Source organism: Cryomorpha ignava (genome assembly GCF_010686655.1).
Taxonomy (GTDB): Bacteria; Bacteroidota; Bacteroidia; order Flavobacteriales_D; family Cryomorphaceae; genus Cryomorpha; species Cryomorpha ignava.
Genome location: NZ_JAAGVY010000001.1, coordinates 301001 through 316896, shown reverse-complemented (window position 1 = coordinate 316896; position 15896 = coordinate 301001). Strand labels below are relative to the sequence as shown.

Here is a 15896-nt window from a genome sequence, read left to right as displayed (position 1 = left end):
TCAGCTGGTTAGAGCATCTGATCCCGTAGAAACGGGAAGGGTCCTTGGACTAACTGGGAAATGGATGAATATTGAAATAACGGAATATTATAAATTCCTCCTTAGCTCAGCTGGTTAGAGCATCTGACTGTTAATCAGAGGGTCCTTGGTTCGAGCCCAAGAGGAGGAGCAAAAAGGCTGCACATCGTGCGGCCTTTTTTGTTTTACTAAACTTGTCAAAACTTTTTCAATGGAATATTACGTTTACATTCTCTACTCTAAAAGTATAGATAGATATTATGTTGGAAAATCAGAGAATCCAAACAAAAGATTCCTGTATCACAATTCTGAACACAATAAAATTTGGACTAAAAGAGGAAAGCCTTGGACTTTAGAAAAAATAATTTCATTTGAAAACTCAACACAAGCATCTAAGGTAGAGTTATTTATTAAAAAACAAAAAAGTATAAAATTCATTCAGAAAATAATAAAAGATGGCTGGAACGACCTTTTTTCCAAAAATCAAAATTAGAACTGCAAAATTTTTATCCTCTCTTTGCTAAGCTGGTTATAGGACCTGATACCTTTCAGAAGGAAGGACTTATTAAGGTCGTGTAACCCTATCTAATCTAATAAAAATCGTGTTTGTTCATTCAAATTCCTTGACAATGCTTCCATTTTTTTAACACATTTGTACTCGCACATTATTATTGAGCTAAGTATTTGAACTATATTTGATGAAAATAAGTAGAGCAATAACTTGATCAATAACTTCATCAATCTTTAAAATAGAATCATGAATAAGAAAATTATTCTGGTACCATCAGATTTCAGTAAAGTAGGGCAAATGGGGTTAAACCACGCTATAAAAGTGGCTCAAATTGCAAATGCCCGCGTTATACTCTTGCATGTTGTTCCAAAAGCTGATATGCTTTCCGAAGCACGAGAAAAGCTTCGTATTGCACAAGAGATGGCGCAGGGTGATTTTAATTTTGAAATTGAGACAATGGCTCGCGTGGGAACCATTTTTGAAGATATCGGCGAACTGGCGGAAGAGCTTGAAGCCACTTTTGTAATGATGGGCACGCACGGACTGCGCGGACTTCAATTTATTACCGGCGGCAGAGCCATACGCATTGTTACAAGTGCAAATACCCCATTTATCATTTCTCAAGATCGCGCCATTCGTGAAACCGGATACGACGACATTGTTGTACCACTTGATTTGCACAAAGAAACGAAGCAAAAGCTATCTATAGTGGCTGATATGGCCAAATACTTTCAATCGCGCGTTCACATCATTATTCCAGGTGAAAACGATGAGTTTTTGAAAAATGCTCTTGAAAGAAACCTCAAGTATGCCGAAAACTTCTTTAGAGACATGGGCATTACCTATACCTCTCGGATAAGCAATAAGAAAACGGACGATTTCGATGAGGCTATTATTGATTTCGCAACCGAAATTGATGCCGATCTGATCTCGATTATGAACTTGGCTGAATCGAGTCTTGCAAATTTAATTGGTGGTAGTTATGTTCAAAATATTATTACCAATAAAGCTCAGATTCCAGTATTGGTGCTCAATCCTAAAAGGACTTCCAGCTCAAGTATCTTTGGAGCTTATTCTGGTGGTGGTTAATCGACCGGCAAGTAGCAACATTTAAACTATCTTAAACTCTCCCCGGTCTAACCTACGTGCTTAACACCAATAATTAGCATGTCGTCAACCTGTTCGTGCTTCTTTCCATCTATAGAGTCTGATCGCCAGGTATTCATTCGCTCAGCGATAATTTGTTTCTGCTCAGTTGTTCCAAGTTCCGCTATATTGATTAGCATTTTCCGGAAGGGTGAGTAGAAGAACTTCTTGCCTTTTCGACCTCCAAATTGATCGGCATAACCATCTGAAAAGATATAGATCATATCGTTAGGCTCAAGCTTAATTCTTTGTGAGGTGTAATCAGCACTTGGTGCATCTGGCGAAGCTATCGGAATTTTGTTGGGCTTGTAAATTATCAGCTCTTTATTCCGAATAAGATAGAGCGGACTGTAAGCTCCGGCATAATCAATAGTTCCGGCTTTTTTGTCATAAACGCATAAGGCCATATCCATTCCATCGCGATTGGCAGAATCGTGTGCCTTCGTGTTCATGGCCTCGGTAGCATATTGGCTAAGGTCTGCGAGTATTTTGGCCGGATCTAAATTGTGGTTTGTTATAATAGCACGATTTAATGAATTGTGTCCTACCAGACTCATAAAAGCGCCGGGAACGCCATGACCTGTGCAATCTACTGCCGAGAATAGAATTTTTTCACGCACTTCTCTAACAAGGTAAAAATCGCCGGAAACGATATCTTTTGGTTTATAGAAAACAAAACTCTCTGGAAGAAGCTCTGCGACCTGATTATCAGAAGGTAGGATGTTTTCTTGAAGGCGCTTTGCATATCTAATACTTGCTGTTATATTATCAAGTAGTTCCTTGCGCTGCTCGTTTTGCTTTTCAATTTTATTTTTTTGCTTAACCACTTCCCGGGTTCTATCCTGTACCTCTCGCTCAAGTTCCTGTTCATTTCTTCGCAGTCCGTCGCGCATCAACAGAAGGGCATTTCCGAGTACATCTTCTTCGGAAAGCGGCTCATATTCGGTTAAGAAATTACCCTTTCCAACCTGATTGGCAAATTCGGAGGTTCTTTTTAATCCGCTCACCAATTGATCTAGCGCAATGCTCATTTCTCCAATTTCATCGCCTGTATCTACCACAGCTTTGTGAGGAAATTTCCCTTTTCCAAGCTCCAGTAATATCTGCTTCAAACTACCGGCGGGCTTTGTAATACTGCGCGCTGTAAAAATGGCTATGATCACACCAAATACAAACAACACAATTCCAAAATTTCGCAGGTATCCTTCCAATTTGTTAAAAGACTGAATCATCTCTACGCTAATAGAAGTAACATTTGTACGCTGCTCAGTAATTAAATCATTAATTGATTCAATTACAATACGCGCCTGTTCAAAAATCAATCCGTCTTCTTCGGCATATTCAGTCATTGAAAACCGTTTAAACGGGTCGTCATAACTCTCCATATCGCCAAGGGTTGACTGAACCTTGTCGTACATCACAAGGAGCTTATCAAGTTCATTATAGATTCGCTCTTTTTTGCGTCTTTCGGCCTCAGACCAATTCACGCTAAGCTTATCAATATCGCCCTTTATAGCTGGTATTTCGATTTGAACTACATCTACAAGCGACATTTTTTCCTTTGTGTCTTCGCGTGATTGTACAAATGCCCACATGTTAATAAGCGTGCGCGATCGCAACACACTGCTTTTTAAACCTTCGAGAGATGACACTGAAGGATTGTAAATGGTATTAATTTTATCGTTAATACCCCTGCCAGTGCGCAGGGTTTCATATGTTATAACAAAAATAAATAGCGTGGTAAGAAGTAATACGGCAAAACCGAATCCAATTTTACGACTTATCGTGAATCTTAGTCTCCTCATTTTCCCACATCACCTTTTCACTAGTCCTTGGCCTTATCTTCAAGCTGAAGTTCCAGTTTTTGCATTTCATTGCTCTCCTCTACTCTATTAAGGTTGAATAAAATTGTTTTCAACCCCTTAATAGCTTCTATCTTATCCGGATCAATTTCATAAGCTTTCATCATATACGGCAAAGCAAATTCTATACTTCGCATGCTTTCTGATTCTATTCTGTAAATATCAGTTATACCCTGCGCTTCTGGCAACCTCTCTAAATTAAAAGCTCCTTTGTTGTAATATGATACACTTTTAGAATATAGAGCGGCCCAATTTTGCGGATCTAGATCAAGCACTCGAGTTAAATAATCATTTGAAATCTCCCAGTTGGCCTCATTCTTGGCTCTATCGCGCTCATAGATTTTTCGATGAGCTGTTGACATTGCAAGAAAATAATCGATATCACTACTTGTCATTACCGAGTCGGGATAGAGATAAAGCGTTATCTCTTTATATTTCTCATAGAGATTATTAGCTTCTCCAATTTCTATAGGATTTCTCGCATCCATAATCTCAATTGCATCGTTGTAATATGAAACCGACAAATAGGTAATGGCATTCCTGCTCTGATTTACTAAGGTGCCTTCCAAGTCGTTTTCAATGCATTTTTTATGCGAGTAAATGGCTTCATCTCGCGCCTTGCTCTCCGAATTATTCTGCTCACTCTTGATATAAATATCTTTATAAATAAAGCCTCTTATGTGCCAGGCCACCTTACTTGTTTCTCCTTTTGGCGATTCTACAACTTCATTTATTGCATCAGCAGCAGCTTCATAATCTCCTGCATTGTATAGGACATATGCCGCTTCGATTTGATCCTTAATCTGAGCCTCAAGTAAGGCAGGATAAGCCACAAAACAGATAATTAATATGTATAATAGTTTTTTCATTTGGTTATTCCACCTTAAGGGCCAAGCTTTTAAGTGTTGAACCTATGTACAAATCTCTATCAATGGCATTCTTTAGTTTTAGTACATATCGCCATTGACCATTAACAAACTCAAAATTCAGAGCAGATCCATTTTCCAATGATCCATCGTAATCAGTAACAATAAGAACAGGTTTATCTTTCAATGTCTCTGCAATTTGCGGTAGCATATTAATACATTCATTTCCTACATATAAAATATGGCACTTGCTGATATTTAAAGTAGGCGAAAGCTTTCTAATTTCTATTTGTTGACTTCCAATTTGTTTAGAATTGTATTTCTTAACCAATTCTTTATGTAAATTACTACTGCCCATAACCGAAATAATAAAATTTCCGGATTTATAAGCTTCAGGCCAGTCAATGAGTTTAGCGAAATTATACAAGTAACTCGCTTTTATCATTGCGGCAGTATCTTTTTCATCCATTTCCGGTATTTGCTGGCTATGAACAAGTAGATTTCCAAAAAGAAATATGAGCAGTAAAATTTTCTTCATACTACACCCTTAGGCGACTGGATAAAAATAGGTAGTGATACTTGCTAATTTCAAACTATTCCTAATTCTTATTAACGTTCAATATTGAATAATATATCGTTTCAATGTTTAAATACGTGTGAAGCGACTGTTTAGTTATAAAAAAAAAACAAACTTTGTGAAAATCATTTATACCTTTCCTGTAAGAGTGTCTAAATCTCTGTCAAACAAGTATAAACCCCCTTTATCATTCCCGATTAAATTTAGTTTATCGAGAATATTTCGCGCCAAAGCTTCTTCTTCAATTTGTTCTGATACATACCACTGCATAAAATTATGCGTGGTATAGTCCTTTTCTCGTAAACAAAGATCTACCAATTCGTTTATTTCTTTGCTCACCTTTACTTCGTGTTCAAAAAGCGACTTAAAAACAAATTGTACAGATTCAAACTTCTTTGGCGGCTTCTCTATAGCAGCTATCTCGGCTCTTCCGCCACGTTCATTGACGTATCTCACAAGCTTAAGCATGTGCATACGTTCTTCGTCACTGTGTCTGTATAAAAAATTGGCTACACCATTTATTCCTTCGGTCTCTGCCCAGGATGCCATGGCGAGGTAAAACTGAGATGATGCGTTTTCTACTTCTATCTGTTTGTTAAGCGCCTTCTCAATTGTTTTTACTAACATGCGTATCAGGTTTTGTCAAATATAGCGTTCCTTTTGAATCTTTTGGCATTTACCTTAATTTTGAATCAATATTTCATTGTTAGAAATATCTTTTATTACGAACAAATACCGCTCACTAATTGTATATATTGAGCTCTTGAAAATGGGAAAAAAGAAAAAACACAGTAGTAAAACACGCGATAAATCCAAAGGTCGAAAAGCAGTAAACCTGCGCGGAGATATCATGCAGGTTTTCAGAGATAATCCGGCAGATATTTACAATTACAAACAGGTTTCTGCACGCGTAAATGTTTCTGATTCTGAAACGCGAAGACGCGTTAACGAATATCTAAATGAACTTGTTGATTTACAAATGCTTGAAAGTATTTCAAATGGTAAATTTAAATTGCACCCAAGTCAGTCGTCCACCCTTCAGGGCGTAATTGATTTTACAAAGTCGGGAGCCGCCTATGTTAAAACCGATCAATTAAAAGAGGATATTTACATTAGTGAAAATAAAACCGGTTTTGCTCTACACGGCGATACTGTAGAAGTAATTTTGACCGGTGGACGTCGTGGAAAGTTGGAAGGGAAGATTAAAAGTGTTATAAAACGCGATGCCGAACAGTTTGTGGGGATAATCGAAATTAGTGATAAGCACGCTTTTGTACTTCCTTCAAACCAGCGGGTACATGTTGACTTCTACGTGGATAAAAACAAACTTCAAGGTGCAAAAAACGGTCAAAAAGTAGTTGTAAAACTTTTGGACTGGACAGATTTAGATAAATCTCCCTTTGCAGAAGTTGTAAGCGTTTTGGGTGATCCGGGAGATAATGAGGTAGAAATGCATGCCATTCTCGTCGAATTTGGACTGCCCTTTGAATTTCCCGAAAATGTACTTGCCGCCGCAGAAAATATTGATGTTACTATTTCTGAATCTGAAATTTCAAAAAGAAAAGATTATCGTTCATTTCCGACGTTTACCATCGATCCTGAAGATGCAAAAGACTTTGACGATGCGCTGAGCCTTCGAAAATTAAACGATGATACATTTGAAGTAGGCATTCATATCGCCGACGTATCTCACTATGTAAAACCGGGAAGCATTATTGATAAAGAAGCCGTGAATAGGGCTACTTCTGTATATCTTGTTGACAGAGTAGTGCCTATGCTGCCCGAAGTACTTTCAAATTTCGTTTGCTCTTTGCGACCCGATGAAGATAAGCTTTGTATGTCAGCTGTATTTCAATTTGATATAGACGGAAATGTAAAGACTGAATGGTTTGGAAAAACAATTATCAGAAGTAATAAACGATTTACATACAATGATGCACAGAACATAATAGAAGGAGGAGACGGCGATTTTAAAGATGAAATTTTACAACTCAATGCCTGGGCCAAATCAATGCGAAAACAACGCATGACAGATGGAGCTCTCGAGTTTAGTGGAATAGAAGTAAAATTTAATCTTGATGAAAATGGCAAACCCACAGGTGTGTTTCACAAGGTAATGAAAGAGGCTAATTTTCTCATTGAAGAATTTATGCTTCTCGCCAATAAGCGTGTTGCAGAGCATGCCGGAAAAATTAAGAAAGGTGCCGAAGCCAAACCTTTTGTGTACCGGATACACGATTTACCCGATCCTTTAAAACTCATTACCCTAAAAGATTTTCTGGCTCGTTTAGGCTACAAACTTAAGAGCACAAAACCAGAAAAGGCCTCTTGGGCGCTCAATGATCTCATGAATCAAGTAAAAGACCAGCCCGAAGAAGAAACAGTAAAACAGATGGCTATTCGCACGATGTCAAAAGCTGTCTATACCACTGACAATATTGGCCATTACGGATTGGCATTTGATTTCTATACCCATTTTACTTCGCCCATTAGACGATATCCTGATGTGCTCGTTCACAGACTAATTGATGCCTATAATCACGGTAAAAAATATTCTGATCTTGACGAACTCGATAAGCTTTGTAAACATTCATCTAATATGGAGAAAAAAGCTGCCGACGCAGAACGTGCCTCAATAAAATACAAGCAGGTAGAGTTTATGCTTAATAAAATCGGCGAGCACTTTTCGGGAAATGTAAGCGGTTTAACCCGGTGGGGAATGTACGTAGAGCTTGAAGACACCAAAATAGAAGGTATGATTCCGCTAAACAGCATGGATGATGATGTATATCGGTATGATGAAAAGAAAAACCAAATAATAGGTACCAAGTACAAAGAAATCTTTGAATTCGGCGATAAGGTGCGCATAAAAGTTAATGGAGCAGATCTGATTCTCAAACAATTAGATTTTAGACTAATCTAATTTAATGCTTAAATATCGGTACATGCTTTCTAACCGCTGCAAAAAAAATATGAGCGTATTACTACTACGCTCATAAATCAAAAATGACAAAATAGAATAGTGTTTTTCTGGAATATTTAAACCAGATTAATTCTATTACTAAGCTCCTCTTTGTACGATCCGCCAATCGGAATAACCTTCTTATCATTTTCCAAAATTAGATTTGGCTGCTCAATAGCAGCTATTTTGTCCAGTCTTACGATAAATGATCTGTGCACCCTTACAAATTCTTCGGAAGGTAGTTTTTTCTCAATATCCTTCATGGTAGAATGGATAGTATATCGCGTGCTTAGCGCGTTGATCACCACATAATCTTTCAATGCTTCAACAAAATAAATATCCTCGGTTTTAAGCTTTACCAGGCGTGAATTAGATTTTACAAAAATAAAATCGCTCGACTCTTTATTTTCAACGAGCGAATAAAGCAAGTCGCGTTCTTTTCGAACTTCTGTTACTTTTTGATGCTTGTAAAGTGCCATTTCAATAGAAGTATGAATATCTATTTCTTTAAATGGTTTAATAATATATCCATATGGTTCGGTAACTTTTGCTTTTGCCAATGTTCCTTCATCTGCATAAGCAGTAAGATATATAACAGGAATGTTTATTGAGGCTTTTATTTCTTCAGCAGCTTCAATTCCAGTCATTTCACCCTTTAACATAATATCCATTAATACGATATCGGGCTTTAGCTCCAAGGCCAGCTCTATAGCTTTCTCTCCGGTAGATGAAGATCCAACAACGTTATAACCCAATTTTTTTAAGCTGTGCTGAATATCTTTCGACACAATGCTTTCATCTTCAACTACTAATACGTTTGTTTTAGCCATTACAGTTTATTCTATTATTGTTTATCAAAGGTAATCAAATATTTTGTGCCGATTGATGTATCTACTTTTATGGTAGCATCTAACTGATCAATTAGTGTATAAACCAGTTGTAAACCCAGCGAATCAGAATTTTCATAATCTAAATCTTTTGGAAGTCCAATACCGTTATCAGCAATGCAAATAACTATTTTCCCTTCATTTTCCTTTATAGAAAGTGATATTTCTCCCTCTGCGTCGCCAATAAAAGCATATTTTAATGCGTTAGAAATAAGTTCATTTGCAATAAGCCCACAGGGAATAGCCTGATCTAAAGATAAATGTGTACGTTCAAAATCAGTTATCAATTTTACTTTACCCACGGCCAGGCTATACGAGTGAATTAAATTTTTACTCAGACTAAATATATAATCACTAAACTCAATGTTTGAAAAATCTTTAGTTTGATAAAGTGACTCGTGAATAAAGCTCATCGACTTTATTCTATTTTGACTTTCACGAAGAATACTTAATGAATTTTCATCTTTTACGTACGACGATTGAAGGTTTAGAATACTGCTTATAACTTGAAGATTGTTTTTCACCCGGTGATGTACCTCTTGAAGCAAAATTTCTTTTTCGTGAATGCTCTCCCGCATTTGCTCCTGAATAATTTTTTTATCGGTTATTTCGTGTGAAAGACAGGAAATTTCCTTTATCTCGTTATTTTCCGAATAAATAGGATTCAGGAAGGTTTCCATCCATTTTTTTTCACCATCAACACTGTATAGTACTCCTTCAAATTGTTGATCTGCTCCGCTGAAAGCCGCCGAATAATACTTCTGGAGCATTTCAAATGACTCAGGAGCTACCTTAGATTGAATGGTTTTTAAGAAATTAGAACCAATGCCAACTTCGCTACCCAACATTTTAAAATGCTTGTCAGCAAAAACTTTATTATACGCCACAATGCGCATATTTTTATCTAAGGTCCACATAAGCATGGCCGTACTGTTAAAAATCGCATTAATTTTTGCTGCTTGATCTTTTAATTTCTTCTCGGCAGCTTTTTTAAATGTTACAGTTTGTGCCATCCCTGCCAACTCAACTATTTCGCCATCATCGTTGTAAATAGGCGAAATAGAAATATCATCTATATGATGTTTTTTCTCCCTATCTTTTGTTTCAATTTCAATTTGCAGGCGCTCACCGGTTTTTAAGCGAGCCAATACATGATTCCATCCCCCTTTCAGTGATATTTTTATTTCTCGCGCAATTTTTAATCCATCATCACCTACGTTAATATCTATTCCATAACGTTCTTTAAGCTTTACTCGAAAAATATTATTAAAGGAAGTAAGTTTACCTTTTGTGTCAAGCGACCATATCATGTGATTGGTAGAATCAAAAATGGTCTGAATTTTAGATGTTTGCTCATTAATTTTTCGCTCGGTTAGTTTTTTATCGGTAATATCAAGCCCAGTTCCTGCCACTTCAGTTACTCCACTGTTCTTTCCATTGCTTCGTATAGGTCTTAGATAAATTTCCCGGTAATACGCAATTCCTTGTTTGTCTTTGGTTTTAGTTTGAAAAAAAAGCGGTTTACCCGTCCTAAATACTTCATTATACTTCCTATCCCAGAAGGAATGATACTCTTTTGGAGCAAATTTATCCTTTAACTCTCCTTTCCCTTTGTCTAAAATGGGTAACTTTCCGTATAACTTAAAAATCGTCTTGGCGTATTCATTATTAAAGGAAGTTAGCTTAATTGCCTTATTTACAGTCCAGAACATAATATTACCACTCTCAATTATGGCTTCTACTTTAGCACTTTGTTCTCTTGCAAGATGCTCTGCCTGTGATGCGGCTGTTATATCCCGCATTACGCTTCTTACTGTATGCGGCTTCCCATTTTTAAGTTTCAAATTGTCAATTGATTCTACAATCAATACCTTTCCTTTTTTTCCCTTAAGCGTCCATTTTCGTGTTTGCGTTTCTTCACCATTCAAAATATTAGAGAAGTGTTTTTTAAACTCTTTTCTTTCTTTAGGAATAATCAGATCAAATATTTTTAATTCATCCCGTTCACTCGTCGTGTAATCCAAATGCTTATACCATGATTTATTGGTATAAATAAAGGTTCCGTCTTTCCTTACACCTTGAATCAGGTCAGTAGCGTTTTCAAACAAATCTGTGTAACGCTCTTCGGTAATGGCAGCTATTTCTCGCCATTTCTTAATCTCAGAAATATCCCGTAAGCTGCATACGTATCCCTGCGATTCTCCAACATTATTTTTTAAAAGCGATACCGCTGCAAATACACCAAATTTAGATCCGTCCTTTTTTATACAAAGCAGTTCACCTTCAAAGTATCCCTTATCATTTACGCTACTTATTACATTTTTTACCTCACTTACATTTTCGAGAATTAAATCTATTTCCTTACCCAATACCTCATCACGCGAATAACCCGTAATCTCCTGAGCTTTTTTATTAAACTCGCTTATCTTTTGCTCTTTTGAAAAGGTTAGTATAATATTCAAAGAACTATTTAATATCGTGCTAGATAAATACTCAGTCTCTTCAAGTTTTTGTTGTGTTTTTTTGTGCTCCGAAATTTCAAGCTTTAAAATTTCATTGATTTCTTCTGCAAGCTCTGCACGTGATTTCTCGAGAATCAATTCACTTTGAAATTGAGCATCTGAAAATATTAGCCCCACCATAGTGGTTTTATTTGCAAATGAGATGCATTCAATATGCATTTCTCCAGAAATATTTTCAAAAGAAACTTCTACATTGGGTAATACTTCTGAGTTATTACTTTTTAAGCTATTCTTTATTAACTCACCTAATCTTTTGCTGTCTTTCTTTCCAAGCAGATCACTTATGGAATCAATTTCATCGAAGCGCTTATCATAAGATTGTTTGCTTCGCCAAGTTATTTCACCCGCTTGATTGCAAAACAAGACGGTTGTTTTAAAGGAGTTGAAATTTGTGCTTGGTTCGAATTCTAAAAATGTAATTATCACCTGAGTTGGCGACAACCTATTGACTATAATTTGAAATTTTCGCGCTATGAAAGCACTATTTAAAAATATTTCTGATACTAAAAAACACTGATTTCCCAGAGATTCATCAATTTTCTCCTTCACCAGATTTTCAAAACTATTTTTAGATTCTTCTAAACTTTCGGTATACCGAGATAAATATTTAGAAGCCTTATTGTGGTAAACAACTTTCCTTTCGTCTAAATTATAAATCCAGGCAGGCATTTTAATACTATCTGCGTATCCTATTACAGTACGGTCAACTTCAATAGTAAAATCTGGTTTCTTACTCAATGCCGATATATTAATATATTAAGGTATAAAATTAACAACTTCAAGTAACTTACCTATGGAATTGTTTCTTCTTCACTACTCTCTGATGATATAACTTTCCTTCCATTTATTTTAAATTCTTTGCCTTGCTTATATTTCACATCAAGAACTTTTATTCCGTCTTCATCATATTTTACCCACGTTCCTACGCGTACTCCGCTGCTGTAGCGACCTTCCTTCTTTGTCTGCCCGTTGGGGTAATACCATTTATGCTTACCAGTGGCTAATCCCCTAATATACTCGCCTTCAAAATTAATGGTACCATCTTCATATTCATATACCCAATCACCATTCTTCTCTCCGTCAATATAGGATCCCTTCTCTATATGATCGCCTACATTATAAAACCACTCTCCATCTCTATAACCGCCCAGAAACTGGCCTTGAGTAATAATATTTCCGTCCTTATCCATTTCTACCGATTCTCCATCTTCTTTTCCCCTCCGGTAATAATCCTTCCTCCGTGAATTTCCATTGTCATAATACCATTTCCACTGGCCCTGTGGTAAGCCTGCTATGTACTTCCCTTCCGATTCAACTTTACCGTTTTTATGGTAAAAAATCCAATCTCCCGTTCTTAAGCTATTCTCGTAATCGCCTTTGGCTCTCAGTGCCCCATCTCCATAATATAATTCCCATTCTCCCTGAAAATCTCCTGTTTGATCAACTATTCCTTCGGCGGTTTTAACACCCATCTTATACACTTCACCAGAAATTATATTTCCTTCCTCATCGTAAATTCTGTGCGTTCCTTCCTTCTTTCCATCTACATATCCACCACTCGATTTTACGGTTCCATCAGGATAATATGTATTTCTAATATCTAAAATTATAGACTCTTCACTATCCATTACGATTTCTCCGTCGCGGTATTTTTCCAGTGTAATCAGGTTGCCTTTCTTATCAAAATATTTAAATATCCCATTTTTTAAATCATTCATAAAATAGCCTTCCGTGGCTACCACTCCATTGGTATGAAAATCTATCCAGGGCCCTCTCTTCTTACCCAAATTATCAAAACGATTTATCTTATCTGCACGCCGTAAATAACCATCTTCAAACTCCAAAAGGGTAATAATCCTACCATCCAGGTCGAAATCGAATCCTTTTCCATTTTCTTGTCCATCGGCATAAGGAATCACCCTTTTTTTCTCGCCAGTAGGAAAATAAATTATACTTTCTCCTACTTTTTGATCGTTTTCGTATTGAGATATTTCATAAACAACATCGTTTCTAAACGCAATTATCTCGCCATTTTTCTTCCCTTTCTTGTAATTTATACTGCTAACTCGCTCACCCTGTTCGTTGTAAAAAATCCAAGCACTATCTAATTCAAAATTAAGTCGGTTTCCTTGAGATTTGAGTTGCCCTGTGGGATAATAGGTTTTCCAATATTCATTTGGTTTACCTTCCTGCATTGTGCCTTCGCTTGAAACATTTCCATTGTCGTAGTAGTATATCTGGTATTCTTTCTGTGCAAGAACGGCATTACCTACCGAAAGAAAAAATAGAAGAAATATCAGTCTATATATTACATTATATTTCTTTTTAAAAGATAATGTAAATGTAATAGCCCTGTCAATACTGTTAGGAATCAATTCTTTCATATGGTACTTTTCTTACTTGTCCAAAGTTAATAACAACTATTAAACAATTTATATTGCTTAATGCCTTGTTCTTCTGATGGCTTGTGAGATTTCAACAATTCACCTGTTTTTTGTTGGTATGGATAACAATCTGATTTGAGGAGTAAATATAGTGTTGATAGTTATATCATTTTGTATTGATAATTTTTAAGGTTGTTAACTAGGCTTATCCGATTTATATTTCCATACAGATGTATAGAGTCATATATCCAAATAAAGTTATAGCTCGTTGTTAACGCTTAGTTAACAAAAAGTGTATGATAGGGTCTAACAACTAAATTTGTAATCGGCTTAAAATCAATGATGTCTATTTAGTAATTATGTTGATTGTTAATAAATTGTGAACATAATGTAATGCTTATATTTGTCAAAAATTTACGTTATGAAAATTGCAATTGGTAGTGATCACGCAGGTTACGAACTGAAAATTCAACTTGTTGAGTATTTGAATAAAAAAGTTTCCATATACGACAAAGGTACCTTTAGCAATGACAGTACCGACTATCCTGAGTTTGCGCACGCGGTAGCTAATGCTATTGAAAGTGGGGAAGTAGAGCTGGGTATTTTAATATGTGGGAGTGCTAATGGGGTGGCAATGACTGCTAATAAGCATGATCATGTGAGATGCGCTATATGCTGGGAAAAAGAGATTGCAGAACTTGCAAGAGCACATAATGATGCAAATATTGTGGCTCTTCCAGCACGCTTTATATCAGTACAAAAGGCTAAAGATATTGTAGATGCTTTTTTAAATACAGATTTTGAAGGCGGTCGCCATCAGCGGAGGGTTAGTAAAATAGGAATTGTTTAAGATTGGTTTATCCTTCCTCTGCAACGAGTCTATCTAAGAGTTTTTTGGTATTACTCATAAATTCTGTATAATAAGTGCCGGTTCCCGGGCCATAAAAGCCTGTATAAATTTGCTTTATTTCTCTGTCCTTACCTATAAATATAAGCGTGGGATATGACATTATTTTGTTGAGCATCGGAAATGTATCGGCGGCTTTTTCCTTGCTGACGTAACCACCAAAAAGGAATTTTTTCTTCATTCCAAGGTCACTTTGCATTTTAAAAATGCGCTTGCGGGCTGCATCTAAATCGGAGGTTAATTCAAAAGCAATAGGGAGAATTTCTATTTCATCTGAATTGTAAGATGCGGTGAGTTCTTTTAATGATGCACTTGCATCCATGCAGTTAGGACACCAGCTACCCATTATATCTACAATGACAACCTTATTGGCTAAGTTCATATCATCCCAGGTTACAGTGTCTCCATTTTCATTTGGAAGTTTAAAGTCGAGATATTCATATCCTTCTTTTAAATAAGTGAGATCCTGTGGTTTTCTAAGAGTGAAGGTTGTATCTGCATTTCCTAACCAATCTGCCTGGTAATGAATACCTGAAACGAAGGAGCCGTTTATTAAGCTATCTCCATCTATATCGGCGTGAAAGAGAAAGGCGTGACTCCCGTCAAAAGTACTTAAATACAACTTGTCGTTCATTATATTTCCTTCCAGATAGCGATAGTCGCCTGTTTCAGTTATAAAGGTGCCGGTAATTTTGTTGGGGTTTTGATTGAGCAATAGAATAGCATCCCACTGATCTTCAGAATTTGGGCCGAAGATTACATGATACCGATCTTTAATAACAGTGCTGGTTTTAGCCGGCGTAAATCGAAAATTTTTATTGTATTCAGCAACAAAAGGTATACTGTAGTTCTGGCGGGTTTTATTGATCCAAAAGCCGGTTATCAGATTTTGGCTTTCTATTTTTCCACGCAGTTCAGTGTCGAAAACCGGAAGTCTTATCCAAATAGAATCAGCCTTGATAGTAACTTGACTTGACTCAATTCTTTCATCTCCGTTTAGGATTACAGCTTTGGGATCTTTTGATGCTACATTCGATAGCTCCACGTTAAATGGGAGTTCTTCGTTTTCTATTTTTAGAGAAAACCTCCATTCCCCATTTTGGAGTAATTTGATAGACGTGTCTTTGTTATCTGCATTTGGTTCCTTGTTCTGACATGCAGAGAGGGCAGCAATTAATATAATGAGCGTAAGTTTTCGCATAGGTTGTAAGAAGATAAGTACAAAAAAGGGTCGGTTAAAGCCGACCCTTTCTC

At 36.5% G+C, this 15896-nt stretch carries 12 protein-coding genes and 1 tRNA gene; 5 read left to right on the top strand and 8 right to left on the bottom strand.

Translation table 11 applies throughout. The features are described 5' to 3' along the window. Positions 1–95 precede the first annotated feature (95 nt). The 3 genes from G3O08_RS01320 (at position 96) to G3O08_RS01310 (ending at position 1618) form a co-directional block, all read left to right on the top strand. A tRNA-Asn gene (locus G3O08_RS01320) sits at positions 96–169 on the top strand. Between the two features lie 60 nt (positions 170–229). After that, positions 230–511 (top strand): GIY-YIG nuclease family protein, encoded by a 282-nt coding sequence (locus G3O08_RS01315; protein ID WP_163282853.1) that lies wholly within the window; start codon positions 230–232, stop codon positions 509–511. A 264-nt stretch (positions 512–775) separates the two neighbouring features. Beyond that, the gene (locus tag G3O08_RS01310) at positions 776–1618 is read left to right on the top strand and encodes a universal stress protein (RefSeq protein ID WP_163282852.1); all 843 of its coding nucleotides are present in this window, start codon (positions 776–778) and stop codon (positions 1616–1618) included. A gap of 47 nt (positions 1619–1665) precedes the next feature. Here G3O08_RS01310 and G3O08_RS01305 read toward each other — a convergent pair whose 3' ends face one another. From G3O08_RS01305 to G3O08_RS01290, 4 genes are all read right to left on the bottom strand, one after another. Continuing rightward, positions 1666–3480: a SpoIIE family protein phosphatase gene (locus tag G3O08_RS01305; RefSeq protein WP_163282851.1), complete on the bottom strand. Its 1815-nt coding sequence runs from the start codon at positions 3478–3480 to the stop codon at positions 1666–1668. Positions 3481–3500: 20 nt separating this feature from the next. Beyond that, positions 3501–4406 carry a hypothetical protein gene (locus tag G3O08_RS01300; protein ID WP_163282850.1) on the bottom strand — a complete coding sequence of 302 codons (906 nt, stop codon included), beginning with the start codon at positions 4404–4406 and terminating at the stop codon, positions 3501–3503. A 4-nt stretch (positions 4407–4410) separates the two neighbouring features. After that, positions 4411–4941, bottom strand: coding sequence for a YfiR family protein (locus G3O08_RS01295; protein ID WP_163282849.1), 531 nt, complete (start codon positions 4939–4941; stop codon positions 4411–4413). Positions 4942–5109: 168 nt separating this feature from the next. Next, on the bottom strand, positions 5110–5607 hold the full coding sequence (locus G3O08_RS01290) for a ferritin (RefSeq protein WP_163282848.1): 498 nt from the start codon (positions 5605–5607) through the stop codon (positions 5110–5112). A 142-nt stretch (positions 5608–5749) separates the two neighbouring features. On the opposite strand from G3O08_RS01290, the gene rnr reads away from it, so the two are divergent. Then, the gene (rnr, locus tag G3O08_RS01285) at positions 5750–7903 is read left to right on the top strand and encodes a ribonuclease R (RefSeq protein ID WP_163282847.1); all 2154 of its coding nucleotides are present in this window, start codon (positions 5750–5752) and stop codon (positions 7901–7903) included. A gap of 116 nt (positions 7904–8019) precedes the next feature. Here rnr and G3O08_RS01280 read toward each other — a convergent pair whose 3' ends face one another. The 3 genes from G3O08_RS01280 to G3O08_RS01270 are packed head-to-tail and all read right to left on the bottom strand — an operon-like array spanning position 8020 to position 13735. Continuing rightward, the gene (locus G3O08_RS01280) at positions 8020–8772 is read right to left on the bottom strand and encodes a response regulator (RefSeq protein WP_163282846.1); all 753 of its coding nucleotides are present in this window, start codon (positions 8770–8772) and stop codon (positions 8020–8022) included. Positions 8773–8786: 14 nt separating this feature from the next. Next, positions 8787–12089 carry a PAS domain S-box protein gene (locus G3O08_RS01275; RefSeq protein ID WP_163282845.1) on the bottom strand — a complete coding sequence of 1101 codons (3303 nt, stop codon included), beginning with the start codon at positions 12087–12089 and terminating at the stop codon, positions 8787–8789. 53 nt (positions 12090–12142) lie between these two features. After that, positions 12143–13735: a toxin-antitoxin system YwqK family antitoxin gene (locus G3O08_RS01270; protein WP_163282844.1), complete on the bottom strand. Its 1593-nt coding sequence runs from the start codon at positions 13733–13735 to the stop codon at positions 12143–12145. Between the two features lie 421 nt (positions 13736–14156). Between G3O08_RS01270 and rpiB the strand changes: the two genes are divergently transcribed. Next, a complete protein-coding gene (gene rpiB / locus G3O08_RS01265; protein WP_163282843.1) occupies positions 14157–14585 on the top strand; it encodes a ribose 5-phosphate isomerase B in 429 nt (142 codons plus the stop codon). Between the two features lie 7 nt (positions 14586–14592). On the opposite strand, the gene G3O08_RS01260 is transcribed toward rpiB, so the two are convergent. Beyond that, the gene (locus G3O08_RS01260) at positions 14593–15843 is read right to left on the bottom strand and encodes a peroxiredoxin family protein (RefSeq protein WP_204336730.1); all 1251 of its coding nucleotides are present in this window, start codon (positions 15841–15843) and stop codon (positions 14593–14595) included. Positions 15844–15896: the final 53 nt, after the last annotated feature.

What these genes read in the sequence shown, in the direction of transcription:
- G3O08_RS01260 (WP_204336730.1), bottom strand. Translation starts at nt 15,843, where the DNA reads ATGCGAAAACTTACGCTCATTATATTAATTGCTGCCCTCTCTGCATGT.
- G3O08_RS01300 (WP_163282850.1), bottom strand. Translation starts at nt 4,406, where the DNA reads ATGAAAAAACTATTATACATATTAATTATCTGTTTTGTGGCTTATCCT.
- rnr (WP_163282847.1), top strand. Translation starts at nt 5,750, where the DNA reads ATGGGAAAAAAGAAAAAACACAGTAGTAAAACACGCGATAAATCCAAA.
- rpiB (WP_163282843.1), top strand. Translation starts at nt 14,157, where the DNA reads ATGAAAATTGCAATTGGTAGTGATCACGCAGGTTACGAACTGAAAATT.
- G3O08_RS01315 (WP_163282853.1), top strand. Translation starts at nt 230, where the DNA reads ATGGAATATTACGTTTACATTCTCTACTCTAAAAGTATAGATAGATAT.
- G3O08_RS01305 (WP_163282851.1), bottom strand. Translation starts at nt 3,480, where the DNA reads ATGAGGAGACTAAGATTCACGATAAGTCGTAAAATTGGATTCGGTTTT.
- G3O08_RS01280 (WP_163282846.1), bottom strand. Translation starts at nt 8,772, where the DNA reads ATGGCTAAAACAAACGTATTAGTAGTTGAAGATGAAAGCATTGTGTCG.
- G3O08_RS01270 (WP_163282844.1), bottom strand. Translation starts at nt 13,735, where the DNA reads ATGAAAGAATTGATTCCTAACAGTATTGACAGGGCTATTACATTTACA.
- G3O08_RS01290 (WP_163282848.1), bottom strand. Translation starts at nt 5,607, where the DNA reads ATGTTAGTAAAAACAATTGAGAAGGCGCTTAACAAACAGATAGAAGTA.
- G3O08_RS01310 (WP_163282852.1), top strand. Translation starts at nt 776, where the DNA reads ATGAATAAGAAAATTATTCTGGTACCATCAGATTTCAGTAAAGTAGGG.
- G3O08_RS01295 (WP_163282849.1), bottom strand. Translation starts at nt 4,941, where the DNA reads ATGAAGAAAATTTTACTGCTCATATTTCTTTTTGGAAATCTACTTGTT.